Origin of the sequence: Paragemmobacter kunshanensis, assembly GCF_011059185.1 — a bacterium.
GTDB classification, from domain to species: domain Bacteria; phylum Pseudomonadota; class Alphaproteobacteria; order Rhodobacterales; family Rhodobacteraceae; genus Paragemmobacter; species Paragemmobacter kunshanensis.
Map to the genome: position 1 here is coordinate 13,690 of NZ_JAALFE010000025.1, position 20,028 is coordinate 33,717.

The window sequence follows — 20,028 nt, forward strand, 5'->3', positions numbered from 1 at the left end:
CATGGCCACCCTTGTCCTCGGCGCTGTCGGCTCCGCCATCGGCGGGGCTTTTGGCGGCGCGATCCTCGGCTTTTCTGGCGCTGCCATCGGTGGCTTCATCGGCTCGACCATCGGTTCGGTGGTGGACAGCTGGATCGTGTCCTCGCTGGCGCCCGCGCAGAAGATCGAGGGCCAGCGCCTCGACAGCTTGCGGATCACGTCCGCGACCGAGGGGGCGATCATCCCGCGCCTCTACGGCCGCATGCGGATCGGCGGCAATATCATCTGGGCGACCGATTTCCGCGAGGAGACCAAGACCACCACGCAAGGCGGCGGCAAGGGCGGTGGCGGTGGCAGGGTCCAGACGACCGAGTATCTGTACTACGCCAGCTTTGCAGTCGCCTTGTGTGAAGGCCCGATCACCGGCATCGGCCGCATCTGGGCCGATGGCAAGCCGCTCGACATGACCGGCGATCTACCCATGCGCTGGTATCCTGGGAACGAGACCCAAGGGGCCGATCCCTTCATTGCGGCCAAGATGGGGGCGGCCAACACCCCGGCCTATCGCGGCACGGCCTATGTCGTCTTCGAGGAACTGCCGCTTGCGAGCTACGGCAACCGCCTGCCGCAGCTTTCGTTCGAGGTCTTTCGGCCACTTGCCGACCCTGACACGGCCGAGGGGCTCGTGACGGCGGTGACGATGATCCCCGCCTCAGGCGAGTTCACCTATGCGACCGAGGCTGTCCGCAAGACGGTGGGCGCCACGACCACGGTGTTCGGCCAGACCACCGGCGGCACGACCTCGGCCGAGAACCTCAACGCGCTGCCCGACGAGGCCGACATCGTCGTGGCGCTGGACCGCCTGCAAGCCATGGCCCCGGCTGTGGAGAGCGTCAGCCTGGTCGTCGCCTGGTTCGGCGATGACCTGCGCGCGGGGAACTGCACGATCAAGCCCGGCGTCGAAGTGGCGGCAAAGGTTACCAGCCCGAAGGTCTGGTCCGTGAATGGCGTGGCACGGGCGAATGCGCATCTGGTCAGCCGCGATGCTGAAGACCGGCCAGTCTATGGCGGCACGCCTGCCGATTTCGCGGTGGTGCAGGCGATCCGCGAGATGAAGGCGCGCGGGCTGCGGGTGACCTTCTATCCCTTCATGCTGATGGACGTCCCGCCCGGCAATACCCTGCCGAACCCCTACAGCGCCAACGCCGCCACGCCCGGCCAGCCCAGCTTCCCCTGGCGCGGCCGGATCACCTGTTCCCCAGCGGCAGGCTATGCCGGGACGGCCGACAAGACCGCCGCCGCCGCAACGCAGGTCTCCAGCTTCTTCGGTGCGGCCACCCCGGCGCAGTTCGCGATCTCTGGCGACGCGGTCAACTGGATCGGCCCATCCGGCGATTGGGGCCTGCGCCGGATGATCCTGCACTACGCGCATCTCTGCGCGGTCGCGGGCGGTGTCGATGCCTTCCTCATCGGCACCGAGATGCGGGGCCTGACGACGATCCGCTCTAGCGCCAGCGCCTATCCGGCCGTGACGGCTTTCAAGGCGCTGGCAGCGGCCGTGAAGACGATCCTCGGGCCGGGCACCAAGGTGGGCTACGCCTCCGACTGGTCGGAGTATTTTGGCCACCAGCCGGGCGACGGCAGTGGCGACGTGTTCTTCCACCTCGACCCGCTCTGGTCGGATGCCAACATCGATTTCATCGGCATCGACAACTACATGCCGCTCTCGGATTGGCGCGACGGGTTCGACCATGCCGACGCCCTGCAAGGTTGGCCCGCGATCCATGATCGCGGCTACCTGCAGGCGAACATCGCGGGTGGTGAAGGCTTCGACTGGTTCTATGCCAGCGCGGCCGACCGGTCGGCCCAGATCCGGACGCCGATCACGGATGGCGCTGCAGGCAAGCCATGGGTCTTCCGCTACAAGGATCTGCGCGCCTGGTGGTCGAACCCGCATTTCAACCGGCCGGGCGGGGTGGAGAGTGGAACGTCCACCGCATGGGTGCCGCAGTCGAAGCCCGTTTGGTTCACGGAACTCGGCTGTCCCGCCATCGACCGGGGCACGAACCAGCCAAACGTCTTCTTCGACCCGAAGTCGTCGGAGAGCTTCACGCCCTACTTCTCGCGCGGCTGGCGGGATGACGCGATCCAGCGCGCCTATCTCGAGGCCAGCTATCTCTGGTGGGGTCAGGGCGCGAACAACCCGACCTCATCCGTCTACGGCGGCCGGATGGTCCATGTCCCCGAATGCGCTGCCTGGACCTGGGACGCGCGACCCTATCCGTTCTTTCCGGAACTCACCGGCGTCTGGACGGACGGGCCGAACTGGCGGCTTGGCCACTGGCTGACCGGGCGGCTGGGCGCGGTGTCGCTGGCGGCCCTTGTGCGCCACCTCTGCTTGCGCGCTGGGCTCGATGAGGCGTTGATCGACGTCTCTGGCCTCTGGGGCGCGGTCGAGGGCTATGTCATCGGGGCGCTGGAAAGCCCCCGCGCGTCGATTTCCACGCTGGCCCGACATTTCGGGTTCGATGCCATCGAGACCGAAGGCGTGATCCGCTTCGTGATGCGCGGCCGCGCCTCGGTCGCCACACTGGCCATCGACGATCTGGTCGCAAGCCGTGAAGGCGAGGCATTCGAGCTGACCCGTGGCCAGGAGACTGAACTGCCGCAGGCGCTGAAGTGGCAGGTCGCACGCGCCGACGAAGATTACGATGCGGCGCTCGTCGAGGCACGCCGCATCACCGTCGATACCACGCGCATCGCCTCCGAATCCTTCCCCATGGCAATCCCGCCCGAGGAGGCCGAACGCCGCTGCCGCCGCGCGCTGATGGAAGCCTGGATCGGCCGGGAAAGCGCAACCTTCCGCCTGCCGCCCTCGCGGTTGGCGCTGGACCCAGCCGACGTGATCCGGCTCGCCCATGACGGACGCGAGGTGGAATTCCGTCTCGTCTCGGTCGCAGATGCCGAGGCGCGCGGGATCGAGGCTGTCCGCCAGGACCGGGCCGCCTATGATCTCCCGCCCGGTGATCCACGTCCCGCCTCGCTCTCCAGCCCCGTCGTCTTCGGCACGCCCGAGGTGGTGATGCTGGACCTTCCGCAGATCACCGAGGATCAGCCCGCCCATCGCCCCCTGATTGCAGCCCATGCCAGCCCCTGGCCGGGCGAGATCGCGGTCTTCCGCAGCGCCTCGACGGATGGGTTCAATCTGCTCACCACCTTCGGCAGTCGGGCGCGGATCGGCACCTTGGCTTTCGACTTCTTTCCGGGCCCTACCTCCCGCTTCGATCTGGGCAACGCGCTGGTCGTCGATCTCCTGTCGGGAACGCTGGAGAGTGTGACCGACGTTGCCCTGTTCGGCGGGGCGAATGCGCTGGCCGTGGAGATGGAGGTCGGGGTCTGGGAGATCGTCCAGGCTGGCCAAGCCGAACTGATCGCCGCTGGCCGCTACCGACTGACCCGCCTCTTGCGCGGCCAGCGCGGGACGGAACATGCCATCGGCAACCCGGCACCGGCTGGCGCGCGGGTCGTGGTGCTTGACACGACGCTGGCCTCGCTACCCATCGCGGAGGCCGATCTCGGACTGCCGTGGAACTGGCGTGTCGGCCCGGCCGCCCGGGCGGTCAGTGACGCGAGCTATGCCGCGCTGGGCTTAACCCCCACTGGCCGGGGGCTTGTTCCCTTCGCCACGGTCCATGTCGAGCAGCCATGGCGAACGGCTCGTAGCTCGGGCGATCTGACGATCCGCTGGACGCGGCGATCGCGGGCGCTGGTCGCGGATGCCTGGGAACAGGTCGAAGTGCCGCTGGCCGAAGACCTGGAAAGCTATGACGTCCAGATCCTCGACGGGGCATCGATCAAGCGCACACTGACCAGCAGCACGACATCCGTACTCTACACCGCCGCCCAGCAGACAGCCGATTGGGGCGCACCGCTCGGCCCCGGCCAAACGCTGGCGATCCGCATCTACCAGCTTTCGAACCGCCTCGGCCGTGGCACGCCTGCGGCCGTGACCCTCCAGTTCTGACGGGATTTCCCATGTCCGACACCACGACCCATCTGGGCTTGCCTTACCTCCTGGCCGCCCAGGCGCAGAAGCATGTCACCCACAACGAGGCGCTGCGCCTGCTCGATGCCATGGTGCAGTTCTCTGTCCTCGACCGCACGCGCACCGCGCCCCCGGCCAGCCCCGCGGACGGCAACCGGCACCTTGTGGCCTCGGGCGCCACCGGCCTCTGGGCCGGGTGGGATCTGAACATCGCCTTCTGGATCGATGGCGCGTGGATCAGGCTGGTGCCGCGCACCGGCTGGCTGGTCTGGGTCGCGGCCGAGGGGCTATTCCTCGTCTGGACCGGTGCGGCCTGGGAGGTCGTGGGCGAGCCGCGCGATGTGTCGGATGCCGTCTTCAGCCTCGTAAACGACGCGGACCCGACAAAGAAAGCGACCTTCTTGCTGGCAGGCATCAGCGCCGGGACGACGCGGAGTTTCACGCTGCCGAACACCTCGTCCGAACTGGCGATCCTCGCTGGCACGCAGACCTTCACCGGTAACAAGACGTTTTCGGGAACGCTGACGGCGTCCGGGACAGTGACGGTGTCTGCGGCCAGCGCCAGCATCGGCACGGCGACGACGACCGCCACCTATGGGGTGGGCACCGGGGCCACGACGACCGGCGTCACGAAGACATTGAACCTCGGTACCGGCGGTGCGTCCGGATCGACTACGGTCGTGAACATCGGCTCGGCCAGCGCCGGTGCGGGCGGCACGACCGTCATCAATACGCCGACGGTAACCTTCGCCAATGCTGTCACACAAGTTGGCATGCCGCAGGCGAATCTGACCGCGCAGCTTTTGGGCCTCGGCGGGGCCACAGCGGACAGTTACAACCGGGTTTCGGTCAACACGCCTGCTGTGCTGCTGAACAACGCAGGCGCCGGGATCGAAGCGACGGTGAACAAGGCGGCACCGGCGAACGACGCCACCTTCGCCTTCAAGACCGGCTTCTCCGCCCGAGCGCTGATCGGGCTCCTCGGCAACGACGACTTCAGCTTCAAGGTCAGCCCGGACGGCTCGGCCTTCTATGACGCGCTGCGCATCGACCGGACCAACGGCCAGGTGGAACTGCCGCAGCCGACGGTCCTGCCCGGCCTCAGCGCCGCGCCGACCCCGCCGCCCGCAGGGAAGGCCGCCGTCTATGCGCGCAGCCGTGCCGGGGCGCCATGGATCGACGTCATGCGTCCCTCGGGACGGGATTTCCCTTTGCAGCCGCATTTCGGGGTGAACCGGATCGCCACGTGGTCACCTTCGGTCACGACGACGATCACCACCGAAGGGATGCCGATCACCTCGGTCGGCACCGTGTCGCACCCGACGCTGGCCGCGACGAACCTGGCCGCCTCGATGCGGCGCTGGCGCCTGACCTCGGCGGCCGTCGTGGACTCGGTCGCCGACCAGCGATCCGCAGGCTGGGCCTGCTGGCGCGGGAACGCGGCGGGCCTCGGCGGCTGGACCTTCGTCACCCGGCTTTCGCTGACGACACTGCAGGCAACCGGCATGGGTTTCTTCGGCCTCTACGGATCGACCGCTGCGCTGGCCACCACCCTGACGCTGGCCGCCGCCATCAACTGCATCGGCATCGGATTCCAGCGCGGGACGCACACCCGTTGGCAGCTGGTCGCGAACGATGGCACCGGCGCACCGACCCTGACTGACATGGGCGCGTCGTTCGCCATCGCCACGGGCGGCGTGCTGACGCTGTTCATTGCCGCCCCGCCGAATGGGTCATCTGTCTGGGTGCGCGTCGTCGACGAGGTTTCGGGCGCGGTCTTCGAACAGGAGGTCACCGCCGATCTGCTCGCCGCGACGCAGTTCCTGTCACCACGGCTGTTCCTGAACACCGGCGCGACAGCCGCCGCGGTCGCCTTCGACTGCGCCGGGGTCTACCTCGAGACGGACTTCTGAAGCGTTCCGCTGATCGGCCTTCCTTAAGATTGCAGCCACTTCATTGTTCAGCGGCGAGGTCAAGTACGATGCGACGCCATCGCCGCATTCGCCCGACCCCTTGACTCAAAGATTGGCATCATTAAATACCGTGCAGACGGTTTTAAATGGAGACCACACATGCCGTATCTTCTCTTGCTTCTTGCCATCGGACTGGAGGTCGGGGCTTCGCTGGCGCTCAAGGCGTCCGAGGGATTCTCGCGCCTGTTGCCGGGGGCCGCCGCCCTGGCGGGGTTCGGCGCATCGCTCTTTCTTCTGGCTCAGATCACCACGCGCCTTCCCCTCAGCCTGACCTACCCGACCTGGGCGGGCCTTGGCATCGTCGGCGCGACAATCGGCGCGATGCTCCTCTTCGGCGAGACGGTCAGCCTGCAGCGCTGGCTTGGCATCGTGATCGTCGTCATCGGGATCGTCGTGATGTATCTGCCGACGCTTGCCGCAGGGGCACGCGCATGACCTGGAACATCGAAACCCGCCCCACAGCCACTTGCACAGCCCTACGCAGCGGCCTGTGGCACCCCAAGGGCGAAGCGAAGGCCCTTTGCCTGTTCCTGCCGGGGCTGGGAGATTCGTTTGAGAAGCGGGCCGATGTCGCGGCGCGGCTGGCGGCGCAGGGGCATGAAGTGCTGTCCCTCGACTGGTGCGGTCAGGGCGGATCGGGGCGTCTTGGTGCGCACCCGCAGGCCGCACATGCCGATGACTTCGCCCGCTACGGGGCGGATGCGGCGTCGGTCCTGCGGGCGCGGGGCCGACCAGACGTGCCGCTTTGGGTTCTGGCCTATTCGATGGGGGCTGCCGTGGCCCTGCCGCTGATCGGCAGCGGGGTCTTGGCCCCCCGGGCGGTCACGCTGGTCAGCCCGATGCTGCGCATCCCGCTGCCCATACCCGAAACCCTTGCCTTGGCTGGCGCCTCCCTTGCGGTCGCGCTCGGGTTTGGCCGGACCTTCGCGCCGGGTGAATCGCAGAAGCCCGCCATGGGGACGTCTTCGGCCGACGTCACCGATCCGGCCTGTCAGTTGCGCGTGGCCGAGCTTGCCGCGGATTCCCCCGAACTCTCGCTCCGGGGGGTCACCTGGGGCTGGAGCCGGGCGGCACTGGCGGCGATGCGGTCGGCGCGTTCCGTCGGCTGGCGCAAGGGTCCGGTACTGATTGCCACGGCAGATCAGGAGACATCGGTGGACCTGTCGCCGGTGCCTGATGTGGCGCGACGGCTGGACGCGCGGGTCGTGGACCTGCCGGGCGGCCATGATCTGTTCCTGGCCGGACCCGCGACCCGGGATCGCCTCTTCGCCGAAATCTCGGCGACCGTGGATCCGGCCATTGCCGGTGATCGGCAGGGAGGATAGTACCGTAAGGATGTCACGCCCGCCGAAATTCTCGTCCGAACAGATCATTGCCGCAGCCGAGCGCGTGGTCTCCCGCCTTGGTGCGGCAGGCCTCAGCTTCGAGGCGGTCGCCCGCGAGGCGGGCGTTTCGAAGGGCGCGGTGCTGCATTACTTCGGGACCAAGGATGCGCTTGTGGCGGCCATGGTCGAACGTCTGGTCCGGCGCCTCACACCTTCGGCAGACCCCGATCCGGCGTCGGTCGATGCGGGGAGCCTGATCGACCGGGCCGAGGCGGCACATGGCGCGCGTGATCCGGCCGCAGCGGCGCTGCTGGCCGCGCTGACGCAGGATCTCTCGGTTCTGGCACCGCTCCGCGCTGCAACCGGGACCTGGCTGGACCGGCTTGGCAGTTCGCCGCTCGGGCCGGATCAGGCGCGGCTTCTGCATTTCGCGCTCGACGGGCTCTGGATGTCGGAAGTCCTCGGGATCAGCCCTCTGGACGAAGCCGGGCGTGCCGCCTTCTTCGATCACTTGCGCCGGCAGTTCGCGGCAAGGGGCGAAGCGGACTGATCTGCTGCGGCGGCTTGCGCCACGGCTGACGGCGCTGCGGCCCGCTTCGACGCGCACGGGCGAACCGGGCCCTCGCCCCGACGCATCGGGGGGACTGCCAGCGGCAATCCCCCCCGGCCCCGGCGGTCACTCGGCGGCCACGGCCTCGTGTCCCGGGCCTGCGTCGCGGACAAGGGCCACCGGGTCGGTCACGACCCGGCCTTCGCTGTCGCGCAGGTAGGGGGCGAGGGCCGCGAAGAAGCGGTCGGGATCGACCGCCGTCTCGACGCTGTGGACCCCGGGGCCCGGGTTCGCCGCGCCCGTGGCGAGAAGCCCGGCGATCAGCGCGCAGGGAACGCCGGTCATGCGCCCGGTTCCGCCCGGCACATAGCCGTTCAGCGAGGCGCCGATGCGGGCGGGGCGGCCGTCCCGTTCCCCTTCGGCGAGCGCCCAGAGCGGCGGCAGCCACAGCTTGGGCGCCAACGCATCGCGCATCCCCTGGAACGCCAGCCTTGCGAGCGCGCCGAACCGGTCCGCCAGCGACGCATCCTCGCCGAACCGGGCGGCGAGGATGCGCGCCCCTTCGGCGGGGCTCGCCCCCGCATTCACGGCGGCGGCGGCGGCCTCGAGCCCGTCAAAGACGAAGTCCGAGAAGTTCATCACGTTGAACGCCTCGCGCAGCTCCGGGAACCGCCGTGCCAGCGTCACCGGCTCCGGATGGCCGACGGTCCGGCCGGTCACCGGCCCGAGACCGGGGTAGTCCACCACGACGCGGCGCAGCGGCGGCACATCGGCGATCCGCCCGTCAACCAGCGCCGGGATCGCGCCGGAGCACTGTTCGACCCAGTGCTGCAACGCCGCATTGGCCCCGTCGCCCGGTTCGTCATCGTCGCCGCTTTCCTCGCCGCCGCTGCCCCAGCCGGTGAGCAGGCGGTCAACCCGGTCAAGGGCGCGACCTGCCGCCACGGCCAGGAGGTTCGAGACGCCGGGGCTGGCGCCGGTGCCGATGATCGCCGTCACGCCTGCGGCCCGGGCTTCGGCATCCAGCTTCAGCATGTCCAGCGTCGGGTGGGGGTCGTCGGTGATGTCCACAAAGGTCCGACGCGCCCGAATGGCCGCGCGCAGGGTCGAGACACCGAAGCGGGTGGCCGGGCCGATGGCCGAGACCACGAGGTCGGCCTGTTCCATCAGCGTGACAAGCGCGGCCTGATCGGTCGCATCGACGGCGACGCCCGTGCCCCCGACCTCTGCCGCGAGGTTCGCCGCGCGGCCCGGAAGCCGGTCGGCGACGGTGATCCCGCCGAAGACGGGCATGTCGGCGGCGGTTCGGGCGATGTGCTTGCCGACGACGCCGGCACCGAGAACGAGAAGTTTCATGGTGGGTTCCTTTTCCTGGTGGGTTCAGAGGGGCGGCTGGCCGCGCAGGTGGCGGCTGACCAGTTGTGCAAGGACCGGGGCGAAGCTCGCGGTGATCTCGTGCCCCATCCGCGGCAGCAGGATGCGCCGCGCGCCGGGGATGCGGTTCGCGATGTCGATGCCATGGTCGGGCCGGACGAAGGGGTCGTCCTCGCCATGGATGACCAGGGTCGGCACGTCGAGATCCGCCAGAAGCCTGTAGCGTGCCGTATCGGCAAGGATGGCGGCGTACTGGCGCCGGGTGCCCGCGTCATGGGGCGTGCCATAGGCGAAGGCAGCGGCCACCCGCGCCGCGAGTTCCGCCCGGTCCGCCGGGTCCAGCGGGCCGGCGACGAGTTCGCGGAACTGCAGCATCCCGGCCAAGTCGGGTGCCTCCGGCGTGGCAAGGGCTGCCGCGACATCCTCGCGCGGGGGCGGCAGGCCGGGTGCGCCCGACGACGACATGATGCAGGTCATCGACAGGACGCGCCCGGGGGCGAGCGCCGCCAGATGCTGCACGATCATCCCGCCCATCGAGACCCCCACGACATGCGCACGGGAGATCCCGAGGCCGTCCATCACTCCGATGACGTCCCCGGCCATGGCGGCAAGCCTGTAGGGCGGCGGCACGAGGTCCGGCAGGCCGACGGCATGTCCCAGTGACTGAAGGACCAGCGCCGGATCACCCAGATGTGTGAGGCGGGAGGACCGACCGGCGTCGCGGTTGTCGAGCCGGACGACCCGATACCCCTGCGCGGCAAGCCCCGACACGAAGCCCTCCGGCCAGTCGGCGATCGTCTGGCCGAGGCCGTGGACGAGGATCACGGCCTCGCCCGAGTCTGGCCCGTCGGTGACGCAGGCAAGCTCCATCGGCCCGGGCCGGATGATGCGCCGGGGTTCCGTGGTCCCGTCGGCGGCTTTGTCGAGGGCGTCTTCGATCATCCCCTCCGCGACCTCCTCCAGGACCTCTTCCACGATGGCGCCGATCATGACGTCACCGCCGTGCGGCCGGTCCGGGCCAGCAGCTCGAGGTTCGTGCGGGCCTTCGATCTGCCGGTGCCCGACCGGGCATCGGGGGCGCCGATCTGGTCGAGCAGCCCGTTCAGCATGCGCCCGCTGGCAACATGGTGCTGCAGGCTGAGCGAGCGGGTGTCGGCCGGTGCGACGGGGTCATGGCCGAAGGCCCATTTCGCAAAGCGCATCCGGGCCGTGCCCGAGATCGCCTCCATCACGCCCTGCGGATGGCGCGCGTCATGGGCCGCCATCCGCGCAGCCAGATAGCCGCCCAGTTCGAAGAGCGGTCCGCCTCCGGTGCGCGCCTGCCCCAGACCCGCGATGAACAGTCCCCGCGCCTTGGGCAGGGCCAGCTGCAGGAACATGACCGGCTTGCCGCCCTTCCAGTCGAGCAGATCGTCCTCGGGTGCCAGCATCGGAAAGGCCATCTGATAGCCGATCGCCCAGAAGATCAGGTCGTAGTCGCGGCTCGTCCCGTCCGTGAAGGTCACGGTGTTGCCGTCATGCCGGGCGATCTCGGGGCGGACGCCGATCCGGCCCAGCTTGATCCGCCGCAGGAGTTCCGAGTTGATCACCGGGTGGCGGTCAAAGATGCGGTAGGTGGGGCGGGGCAGGCCATAGCGGGCTGGGTCGCCCACGGCGGCCTTGTGCACGACCCAGCCGAACAGCCGCTCCAGCCAGGGCGCATCGAAGGGGATGGCCCGCAGGAAGGTGTCGAGCGGCTTGCCCATGAAGGTGCGGGGGAAGAAATAGACGCCCTCGCGCACCGAGATGTCGGCCCCCGCGCCGTGCAGCGACGCCTCCACGGCCGCATCGCAAGCGGTGTTGCCGTTGCCCACGACCAGCACGCGCTTGCCCTTGAAGACCTCCGACGTGCGGTAGGCATCCGAATGCATCGTCTCGCCTTGCCAGGTGCCGGGGTAGCCCGCGACGTTTGGCTTGCTGTGGTGGCCGTTGGCGATGACGACCGTGCGCGACAGCACGGCGGAACCGTCGCCGCATTCGGTGCGCCAGCGCGCGCCGCGCGCGGCCTCCGCGGCAGAGGCGGGCCGGACGCGCGTCACGGCGGTGTTGAACCGGATGTGTGGCAGCAGGGCGAAGTGCTCGGCATAGGACCGGAAGTAGCGCTGCATCTCGCGCTTCGACGGAAAGTCGGGGTAGCTCTCGGGCATCGGGAAATCCGCGAACCCCGTGGCCGAGCGCGACGAGATGATGTGCGCCGTCTCATAGGCGCCGGTGTGCCAGATGCCGCCGACATCCTCGTTCCGGTCAAGGCAGATCACCTTCTCGCCCATCTCGGTCAGCTTCTTGAGGACGGGCAGGCCCTGGAACCCCGCGCCGATGACGCAATGGTCGATGAAGGTCGTGGTCGCTGCGGTGTCGGTCATGATTCGCTCCTAAAGCAGTTGCTTTAAGCGCACCTAAAGCGCTTGCTTTATCCCGTCAAGCGCGCGATAGGGAAAATGCTCCGCAACCGGCGAAGGGAGACAGGGATGAGCGAGGCAGCGCCCCGCGGGCAGGCTGAACGGGCCGAGGAGACGCGCGACCTTCTGGTGCGCACGGCGATCCGGCTGTTCGCCGAAAAGGGGGTGAACGGCGTCAGCCTTCGGGCGGTCGGCGAGGCGGCGGGGCAGAAGAACACCGCCGCCGTGCACTATCACTTCGGCGACCGTGACCGGCTGCTGATGGCGGCGGTGGACCGCATCCTGGCGGCCCTGGCGGAACCGGTCGATGCCGGAACGGCAAGCCTTGTGCGCGTGGACCGCGCCTTCTGCGACCGCTCGGGCATCCATGCCGTCCTCGCGGCGCTGTTCCTGCCGATGGTCACCCTGCCGTTGCGGCACCCCGCCTGGGGCAGCGACGCGGTGAAGCTCCTTTCACGGGTCGTGACCGGCGAGGCCGGCCAAATCGCGCAAGAGTTCAGCGAGAAGGTGAACCTCCACAACGACCGGATCATCGACGAGCTGAGCGCCCGGTCGGGCCTGACCGGCCGCGACCACCTCGCCGCGCGGCTCGACTTCGCCTTCGTCTCGATCCTTGCCGTTCTCGCCAGCGCCGAGTTCCTGCGACCGCTCGTCGGCGAAACGGAACTCAGGCAGCGATACCTCGCCGAGGTGCCTCAGCTGCTCGATTTCGTCGCCTGCGGCTTTGGCGGGCAGGGGTACGCCTGATCAGGCGCGCCGCCTGTTCCGTGCCAGCCCGCAGGGGCCCTAGAAGCGGCTCACTAGCGCAAGGCGCAGCCCCGAGGCAGAAAGCCCCCTGTCGCTGCCCGGCTGGAGCGAGCCGTAGACGCTGGCGCTGCCCGACACCGACGCGCCAAGCTTGACCTTGACCCCGAGTTCGAGGCTCGCCGTCGTGCCGCCCGCGCCCCCCACGGGGCGCGACACGATGGTGTCGGCGGTCGGACCGGCCTTCACCGTCATGTCGCGCCCCGAAAAGTCGTGGTTGAGCGACAGGGTCGAGAAGGGCCGGAACACCTCGGTCTCGGCACCGTAGATCACCTCGGCATCCAGATTGCCGGTGAAGCCCGCGCTTTCCGCATCGCCGAAATGCAGGGCCAGAACGCCGGGCGCTTCGGCATAGCCGTCGATCGACATCTTCTCGTAGCTCACCCCCGCGCTTGCGCGCACCGACCAGTTGCCCAGCGTCCGCGCTGCTTCCATACCCAGACCCGCCGAATAATACGCCCCGTCGGCGGACCCGAGGCCCCGCGCCTCGGCCAACGCGCCGAGGCGCGCCTTCCGTTCGATCCGGTCAAAGGTGGTGCGTCCGGCCGAGCCGTGTGCCGTCAGCGCCAGCCCTTCGGACAGCGGGTGCAGCAGGCTGATCTCGAAGAGCGTCGAGCGCGACTTGGCCGAACCGGATGCCCCCCCGAAGGTGGTGGCACCGCGGAACATCGACAGGCCCGCATCGATCGCCGTGCCGTTCTGGAAGGTGTAGCCCACCCCGAAGGTCGCCCCGTTGAAGGTCAGGTCCGCCTCGGGCGAGATGGCGTTGCCCCGCGCGTGGCTGGACAGCCCGCCGAAGGGCGCGCCGTAGATCTGCCATCCCTCGCCACGGTTTGCGGACCGTGCGGCCGACAGGGACTGCGACGCCTGACGGTAGCTGTCCGAGGACTGCAGAAGCAGGCTGCCGATCTGGTCGCCCGCACGTAGCTGGGCCAGCGTGTAATCGGCGATCACATCCTGCATGGCCGAGGTATAGTGGCCATCCAGCGTGAAGACGTTCCCGTCATTGGGCAGGGTCTGCGATTCCGGCGGGTTGGGGTTGCCCATCTGCTGGTAGCCATCGGTCGTGGCGGTAAAGCCGTAGCGTCCGGGATCGGCGATGATGTCATCGCCCAGCCTGTTCATGTCGATGATGAACACGTCGTTCTGCGCTAGACGCGGCCAGAGCGCGGCCTCAGCCAGCAGGGTTTCCTGCCGCAGAAGCGCGATCATCTCCGGCGGGGTCCCGATGTCGAGCGCGAACTGTTCGGGAATGAGCCCGACTTCGGCCCCGAAGGCCACGATGTTGCGCGCGCCAAGGCCGCGGAGCCGCTCGATCTGGGTGATGTAGGCATCGGTATAGGACTGCGCGCTGTAGGGCAGCCCGTCGGGCAGGGCGGTCGTGATGTCGTTCCGCGTGAACCACGTGAAGACCAGGTCGTTGCTGGCAAAGCGGCCACGGTCGGCGGCAAAGAAATCGACCTGCTGGCCGAAGCTGACGCAGCAATCGAAGGTCAGGGCCGTGCCGCCGTTCACCGCATAATTCTCGCCACCCGTGGCGAGGATGTCGATGCCGTCCGCGGTGGCGTTGATCCTGAATTCCCGCGCGTGGCGGTTCTGCAGGTTTAAGGCGCGGGCGACGGTCTCGCTCCACATGCTGCCGGCATTCGTGGGCCGCCGCTGCGGGCCTTGCGAGCCGACATCGGCGTTGCTGTCTCCAAAGACGAACATGTTGGCGACGGGGTCGGCCTTGGCACCGGAACAGGCCAGCGTCGTGGCCAGAAGAAGGCCGAGGATCCGGCGGGAACGGGCCGCCGTGAAGGGGATGGACATCGTGTTTACTTTCCGCTTGATGGAGGAGGAGGAAAGCCCTTAGCTGTCGCGGCGGGTGGGATGCGCCCTCAGCCAAGTCGGCAGGACACGTCCGATGTCCTGCCCTGCTGGGACGGACACGACCCGGGATCGGCCGTGGTTCGGGGCGAGTATGGAAGACGCCGTTTCTCTTGTGCTCTACGGCATGACGGCCGGCGCATCCATCGTGGCGGCGCTATCGCTCGGTCGCAGGTGGCGCGCGGCCGAAAGCTTTGCAGCGGGGGCGGCGACGGCGCTGCTGCTGGTGCTGACGGCGCTATGCAACGCGGTCGATGCTGCAAGCGCCGAGGCGCCGCTCTGGGTCATTTCTCTGTCAGGGGCGGCGTCGGCGGGGGTGTTCGTGACCGCATGGGTCTATTCGCGGGACCTGTCGTCTGACGTGCCCCGCCCCCTGCGCCGCAGCGAGGTCGTGCATTTTATGGTGCCGATTGCGTTTCTTGTCCATGCGCTCTGGGCGATGATCGCCTATGGCGGCAGTGCGGGGATTGACCTTGGCGCGCAGGCGGGTCTGTCGGGGCTTCTTTTCAGGCTGAGCGGTCTCGTCCTGCTGTTTGCGTGGCTGGTGCATGTCACGGCCTATTCGGCGGCCACCATCCTAACCATGCGCAGCCTGCCGCGGCGGCTGAAACTTGTCTTTGCAGATACCGGTGGCCGCGACCTGATCTGGTTGCGGGCCATCATCGCGCTTTTGGTGCTGCACATTCCTGTGGCGATTGCCGAAAACCTCGGCCTGCTGGACGTTCCCGAACTGCTCTTCGCGCTGCTGTCCTCTGTGCTCGGGGTGCTGTTTGCGACGTGGTCGATCCATCAGAATCCCGTCTTCCAGCTGACCCCCAGCGAAAAGCGGCGCATCGCCGTCGATGAGGACGCGACGGAGCAGCCCCGTTACGCGAAATCGCTGCTCGGCGACGAGCGGATGGTCCAGATCGCCCGCAGGATCGAGGCGGTATTCGCGGGCGAACGGTTGCATCTGACGCCCAACCTGTCGCTTGCGCGGCTGGCGGCGAAGCTAGGCGTCAGCGAGGGGCACCTGTCGCAGACCTTTTCGCGGCACCTGAAATGCACCTTCTTCGACTATGTCAACCGATGGCGGGTGGAAGAGGCCAAGCGCCTGCTCGGGGATCCGGAAGCGATCATCGCCCAGGTGGGCGTCGATGCCGGATACAACTCGCGCTCGGCCTTCTACAGCGCCTTCCGCGAGGCGACAGGCATGACCCCCGCCGCGTACCGAGATCGGCAGGTGGCGGGGCAAGGCGCGGCGGAACCCGCCGGCGGAGCCTGAGCCGACCCGCCCTGAGCCCTGCGATCGCAGGGCGGCCGGCCGGACGGATCACGGGGCGTTGCGCGCCGCGAAAAGAACGGGCCTTTCCGTCCAAGGTCTGACGAAAAGTTCCGCCGACCAGACGTGGAGTCTCGGGGCGCTGTTCGAAACAGGATGGCGCGCGTGTATCGTTAACACGATAATGCCTCAGGTATGAGAGGTCATGCATTGCTCATATTCGTTCACCCGGCGCATGTCATGGGTGCGGCCAAGCCGGGGCAAAGCCAGGAGGAGGGCGTGCGCTAGGATGGATTGCCTTCTCCGACGTACCTCATGCCGCGACCAATGGACCCCACGACAAAGAACTAAGATACCAGCTTCACATTCCACCCCGGAGAAGGTTCGACGTCAGACCCATCCTCTCCGCCACTTGCCCCTGCGAAAGCGTTCTCCCGATCCGGCCGCGGCCGGCTTTTCTCGTTGTTTTCGAGGGTTATGCGGGAGGGGCTGTTGACCTTCCTGCGCCGCGACGTGCCAAAATCGTTCTCTCGACGCCCAATTTCTCTGAAGCTCATGACTGCGCGGATTTGGTGAATAGCTTGTAACTATCAGAAATTTCATACTTTTCCAGACACCCCACCTGAACACTTCGATGTCAGTGGCGTTCGTGAAAAGGAACCCGGATCGAACATTCAACAGGCGGATCATGGCCTTGCTGCGCTGGATCAATCAGTGGAAAGAGCCGGCGTCCTCACCTTCTCTCACGTGTGCCGAAGCCTCGTTTTCACCGAGTTCGAGCGTATCACCAGCAGCAACCAGCCATTCTGCAAGGCGGTCGGCGGCCACGAAGACCTGTTCGGGCTTGCGCAGGGCACACTCCCAAATCGTCGCCACGCGCCAACCCTGATCAAGCAGCGCTCCGCGAACGACGCTGTCCCGTGCAACGTTGGCCGCGAACTTGGCCCGCCAGAACTCCGAGCGCGTTGCGGGCGTGGTGGCGTAGCGGCATCCCTCATGCCGATGCCAGAAGCAGCCGTGCACAAAGACGACGGCGCGATACTTCGGCAGAACGAGGTCCGGTCGTCCGTGGACCTTCTTTGAATGAAGTCGGAAGCGGAAACCGCGCGCGTGCAACGCCCGCCTGAGAGCCAGCTCGGGCTTGGTGTCCTTTCCCCTGATCCCCGACATCATCCGGGAGCGGGTCTTCTGGTCCACGATGTCGGTCACATCCGTCCTGGTTTTCGTCCCTGAAGCTGGTATACACCGGCTGAATGAAATTCATCAGGAGCCTGATTTGCCTTCCACTTTCGGCATTGTCGATCTGTTTGCCGGTCCAGGCGGGCTTGGCGAGGGATTTGCGTCCCTTGCCAAGGATGGCCATGCGCCGTTCCGGATCGGCATTTCGGTCGAGAAGGAGGCGTCGGCCCATCGGACCCTGACGTTGCGTGCGTTCTTGCGTGAATACATGGCGTTTCACGGCACCTTGCCCGATCAGTTCATCAATTTTCATGCAGGGCTTGAGACCGAACCAGACTGGTCAGCCGTCGACGCTCAGGCGTGGAAGCATGCCGTCGACGAAGCCCGTGCGCTTGAACTTGGAACCGATGTCGCCGCGTCCGCAATAGATTGCGCCATCGAGAATCTGAAGGCGGGATACGACGATACGATCCTGATCGGCGGCCCCCCTTGCCAGGCCTATTCCCTGGTCGGGCGCGCTCGGTCCAAGGGCAAGGTCGGCTATGTTCCCGAGGAGGACGCACGGCACTACCTCTTCCGCGAGTACATCCGGGTGCTGGACAAGCTTCGCCCAGCCGCCTTCGTCATGGAAAACGTCAAGGGCATGCTGTCCTCGACCGTCGAAAGCCGACTGGTCTTCGAGATGCTGATGGAAGACCTGGCTTCCTTGGGCACGGGTCACGGCCATCACTACGAGCTTCGGGCCATCCGCCTTGCGGACGGCATGGCCACCCTGCAAGTGGCAACACAGCCATCCGACTTCATCGTGCGTGCCGAACAATTCGGTGTTCCGCAGCGCCGCCATCGGGTCATCATCGTCGGCATCAGATCGGATTTGGCAACCCGAGCATCCGGCGCACGCATCGCGGTGTCGTGCACTACCCGCACGGTAGACGAGACCATCGGCAACATGCCGCCTCTGCGCAGCGGCATCAGCCGCGCGTCAGACACCGCCGAGGCATGGAGAAAGGAGGTCGCAGGGTTCGCCAGACTGCTCGAGAGGATTTCCAATGGCGACGAGGACGGTGCCCTCGCATCGGAATTCCGGGAGATCAGGGAAGTCCTGAAACACGGCGCCGAAACCCGCCGCTCCTCCTCTAGGCTTCCTGCCGCCTATGGAACTTCGAATGACGTCCTGATGCGCTGGCTGGAGCGTCCCGGCTTGCGCGCGCTGGCCCAGCACGAAACCAGGGGCCATATGGCCAGTGACCTCGGCCGCTACCTGTTTGCCGCAGTCTTTGGCAAGGTGCGCGGTTACAGCCCCAAGGCGGCCGACTTCCCGCTAGCCCTCAGCCCGGATCACCGGAACTGGCACAGCGGCGTCTTCAATGACCGCTTTCGCGTTCAGCTTGCCCATGAGCCTTCAACGACGGTGACCAGCCACATCTCGAAGGATGGCCACTATTTCATTCACCCCGACCCGCTGCAGTGCCGCAGTCTGACAGTGCGCGAAGCCGCGCGGTTGCAGACCTTTCCGGACGACTACCTGTTTCTCGGCAACAGGACTCAGCAATATGTTCAAGTCGGGAATGCGGTGCCGCCCTTTCTCGCACGGCAAATCGCAACCCTCGTGCATTCCGCCCTCACGAAGTAAGGCACCCCGACTGTCGGTTGCCCCGCTTTTGTCTTTCACGTGCCTTGTAACCGCCTATCATCTCACGTCAAACTCGAGTCAATCATTTTGACTAGGTTCGCATGCAAGAGAAAGTCATTTCAAGGTGGGCAGATGCCACTCCTCACGCCGCCGCATTGATCGAGGGGCTGCGGGACATCGGCTATTCGCTCGAAACTGCAATTTCAGACATTGTCGACAATTCCATCACCGCGGGCGCACAACGGATCGAGATCGCCACGGAGACCTATTCGGACGAGCCCTATATCGCGATCATCGACGATGGCCTCGGCATGACCGAAGACGAACTTGTCGCGGCGATGCGACCCGGCAGCAGGAACCCGCTGGCCACGCGTGATGAACCGGACCTCGGTCGGTTCGGCCTCGGCCTCAAGAGCGCCAGCTTCTCCCAGTGCCGTCGGCTCACGGTCGTGTCCCGGCGTTCCGGGCAGACCAGCGCAGCAATCTGGGATCTTGATGATGTCGCGGAACGAAACGAATGGGCGGTGCAATTGCCCGATCATTTCGATCTCATCCCCGGCATCGAGAAGCTGGGGCAGCAAGGTACGCTTGTGCTTTGGCAGAAACTTGACCGACTGACGGGCGGGTACTCGCACAATGCCGCCAAGCGCGCGGAGGTCATCAACCAGAGGATCGCCGAAACCGAACGCCACCTGCGCCTCGTGTTTCATCGGTTCATGGAGGACGCCAAACCGCTGCGCATCCTCCTGAACGGGCGACTGCTTCGCCCGCTTGACCCATTCGCCCGAAAGAACCCCGCGATCATTTCAGACCCGGAAGAAACGCTGACCCTCATCAGAGGCGATGTGGAGATCCAGAGCTTCACGCTTCCCCATCACAAGCAGATGTCCAAGACGGAATGGGAGGATATCGGTGGGCCGGAAGGTCACCTGAAATCGCAGGGTTTCTATCTCTATCGCGGCAAGCGTCTGATCCTGCACGGAACCTGGTTCGGACTGTGTCGACAGTCGGAACTGACAAAGCTGTCCCGGGTCAGGATCGACATTCCCAACAGCATGGATGCGGACTGGAAGATCGACGTCAAGAAGTCCTCGGCGCAGCTTCCGCCGGTCGTTCGCGACCGCCTGAAGAAGGTCATTGAGCGCATCCTCGCCGGTTCAAAGCGCACCTACAGCAAGCGGGGCCAGAAGCTCGTCGATCATGAACGGCTGCCCATGTGGCACCGGATTCAGGCGGATGGGCAAATACGCTACCGCCCGAACATCGAACATCCGGCGTTTGCCGATTTCGCCGAAAGCCTGCCCCCGGACCTCCGGCGCGGCTTCTTCAACTGCATTGCCCTGGTCGGGGCGTCATTGCCCATAGAAACGTTGCACGCAGACATGGCAGGCACGGCCGAACAGATTGTCCCGGATAAGGTAGACGAAGACACGCTTGCCCAGGCAGTTCAGGCAACTCTCTCCGTTCTTTTGAGCGCGCGAAAGGACATTAAGGAAATCAAGTCGATGATGAAGGACGTCGATCCGTTCAGATCGGCCTGGGATGATACGGAACGCATCATCGCGGCAACGATCGAGACGAAGGAAGACACGTGAAGC

14 protein-coding genes are annotated in these 20,028 nt (G+C 66.7%); 9 read left to right on the forward strand and 5 right to left on the reverse strand.

Going from position 1 to position 20,028, the window contains the following annotated elements:
• The first annotated feature begins 1 nt into the window (after position 1).
• The 5 genes from G5V65_RS18545 to G5V65_RS18565 all read left to right on the forward strand — a co-directional run bounded on the left by G5V65_RS18545 (position 2) and on the right by G5V65_RS18565 (position 7,872).
• Positions 2-4,003 carry a baseplate multidomain protein megatron gene (locus G5V65_RS18545; RefSeq protein WP_165053154.1) on the forward strand — a complete coding sequence of 1,334 codons (4,002 nt, stop codon included), beginning with the start codon at positions 2-4 and terminating at the stop codon, positions 4,001-4,003.
• A gap of 11 nt (positions 4,004-4,014) precedes the next feature.
• Positions 4,015-5,937, forward strand: a complete 1,923-nt coding sequence (locus G5V65_RS18550) for a DUF2793 domain-containing protein (protein WP_165053157.1) — start codon at positions 4,015-4,017, stop codon at positions 5,935-5,937.
• A gap of 159 nt (positions 5,938-6,096) precedes the next feature.
• The gene (locus tag G5V65_RS18555) at positions 6,097-6,432 is read left to right on the forward strand and encodes a DMT family transporter (RefSeq protein WP_165053160.1); all 336 of its coding nucleotides are present in this window, start codon (positions 6,097-6,099) and stop codon (positions 6,430-6,432) included.
• On the forward strand, positions 6,429-7,322 hold the full coding sequence (locus G5V65_RS18560; RefSeq protein WP_165053163.1) for an alpha/beta fold hydrolase: 894 nt from the start codon (positions 6,429-6,431) through the stop codon (positions 7,320-7,322). The genes G5V65_RS18555 and G5V65_RS18560 overlap by 4 nt, the downstream gene beginning before the upstream one ends.
• Positions 7,323-7,332: 10 nt before the next feature.
• Positions 7,333-7,872 (forward strand): TetR/AcrR family transcriptional regulator, encoded by a 540-nt coding sequence (locus G5V65_RS18565; protein ID WP_165053166.1) that lies wholly within the window; start codon positions 7,333-7,335, stop codon positions 7,870-7,872.
• Between the two features lie 126 nt (positions 7,873-7,998).
• On the opposite strand, the gene G5V65_RS18570 is transcribed toward G5V65_RS18565, so the two are convergent.
• Genes G5V65_RS18570 through G5V65_RS18580 form a run of 3 tightly spaced genes read right to left on the reverse strand, consistent with a single transcriptional unit; the run spans position 7,999 to position 11,648 of the window.
• Positions 7,999-9,228 (reverse strand): saccharopine dehydrogenase family protein, encoded by a 1,230-nt coding sequence (locus G5V65_RS18570; protein WP_165053169.1) that lies wholly within the window; start codon positions 9,226-9,228, stop codon positions 7,999-8,001.
• Positions 9,229-9,252: 24 nt separating this feature from the next.
• A complete protein-coding gene (locus G5V65_RS18575) occupies positions 9,253-10,236 on the reverse strand; it encodes an alpha/beta fold hydrolase (RefSeq protein WP_165053171.1) in 984 nt (327 codons plus the stop codon).
• Positions 10,233-11,648 carry a flavin-containing monooxygenase gene (locus G5V65_RS18580; protein WP_165053174.1) on the reverse strand — a complete coding sequence of 472 codons (1,416 nt, stop codon included), beginning with the start codon at positions 11,646-11,648 and terminating at the stop codon, positions 10,233-10,235. Before G5V65_RS18580 ends, G5V65_RS18575 begins: the two co-directional genes overlap by 4 nt.
• A gap of 105 nt (positions 11,649-11,753) precedes the next feature.
• Between G5V65_RS18580 and G5V65_RS18585 the strand changes: the two genes are divergently transcribed.
• Entirely contained in the window at positions 11,754-12,431 is a 678-nt protein-coding gene (locus tag G5V65_RS18585) for a TetR/AcrR family transcriptional regulator (RefSeq protein ID WP_206526878.1), read from the forward strand.
• 39 nt (positions 12,432-12,470) lie between these two features.
• Here the strand turns inward: G5V65_RS18585 and G5V65_RS18590 are convergent, their stop codons facing one another.
• A complete protein-coding gene (locus G5V65_RS18590) occupies positions 12,471-14,300 on the reverse strand; it encodes an autotransporter domain-containing protein (protein WP_165053179.1) in 1,830 nt (609 codons plus the stop codon).
• 184 nt (positions 14,301-14,484) lie between these two features.
• Here G5V65_RS18590 and G5V65_RS18595 point away from each other — a divergent pair, with 184 nt between their 5' ends.
• A complete protein-coding gene (locus tag G5V65_RS18595) occupies positions 14,485-15,621 on the forward strand; it encodes a helix-turn-helix transcriptional regulator (RefSeq protein WP_165053181.1) in 1,137 nt (378 codons plus the stop codon).
• Between the two features lie 708 nt (positions 15,622-16,329).
• Here G5V65_RS18595 and G5V65_RS18600 read toward each other — a convergent pair.
• Positions 16,330-16,827, reverse strand: coding sequence for a DNA mismatch endonuclease Vsr (locus G5V65_RS18600; RefSeq protein WP_165053183.1), 498 nt, complete (start codon positions 16,825-16,827; stop codon positions 16,330-16,332).
• 67 nt (positions 16,828-16,894) lie between these two features.
• Here G5V65_RS18600 and G5V65_RS18605 point away from each other — a divergent pair, with 67 nt between their 5' ends.
• Complete coding sequence (locus tag G5V65_RS18605) at positions 16,895-18,430, forward strand: DNA cytosine methyltransferase (protein WP_206526882.1); 1,536 nt, start codon at positions 16,895-16,897, stop codon at positions 18,428-18,430.
• A gap of 101 nt (positions 18,431-18,531) precedes the next feature.
• Positions 18,532-20,025 (forward strand): ATP-binding protein, encoded by a 1,494-nt coding sequence (locus G5V65_RS18610; protein WP_165053187.1) that lies wholly within the window; start codon positions 18,532-18,534, stop codon positions 20,023-20,025.
• Positions 20,026-20,028 lie beyond the last annotated feature (3 nt).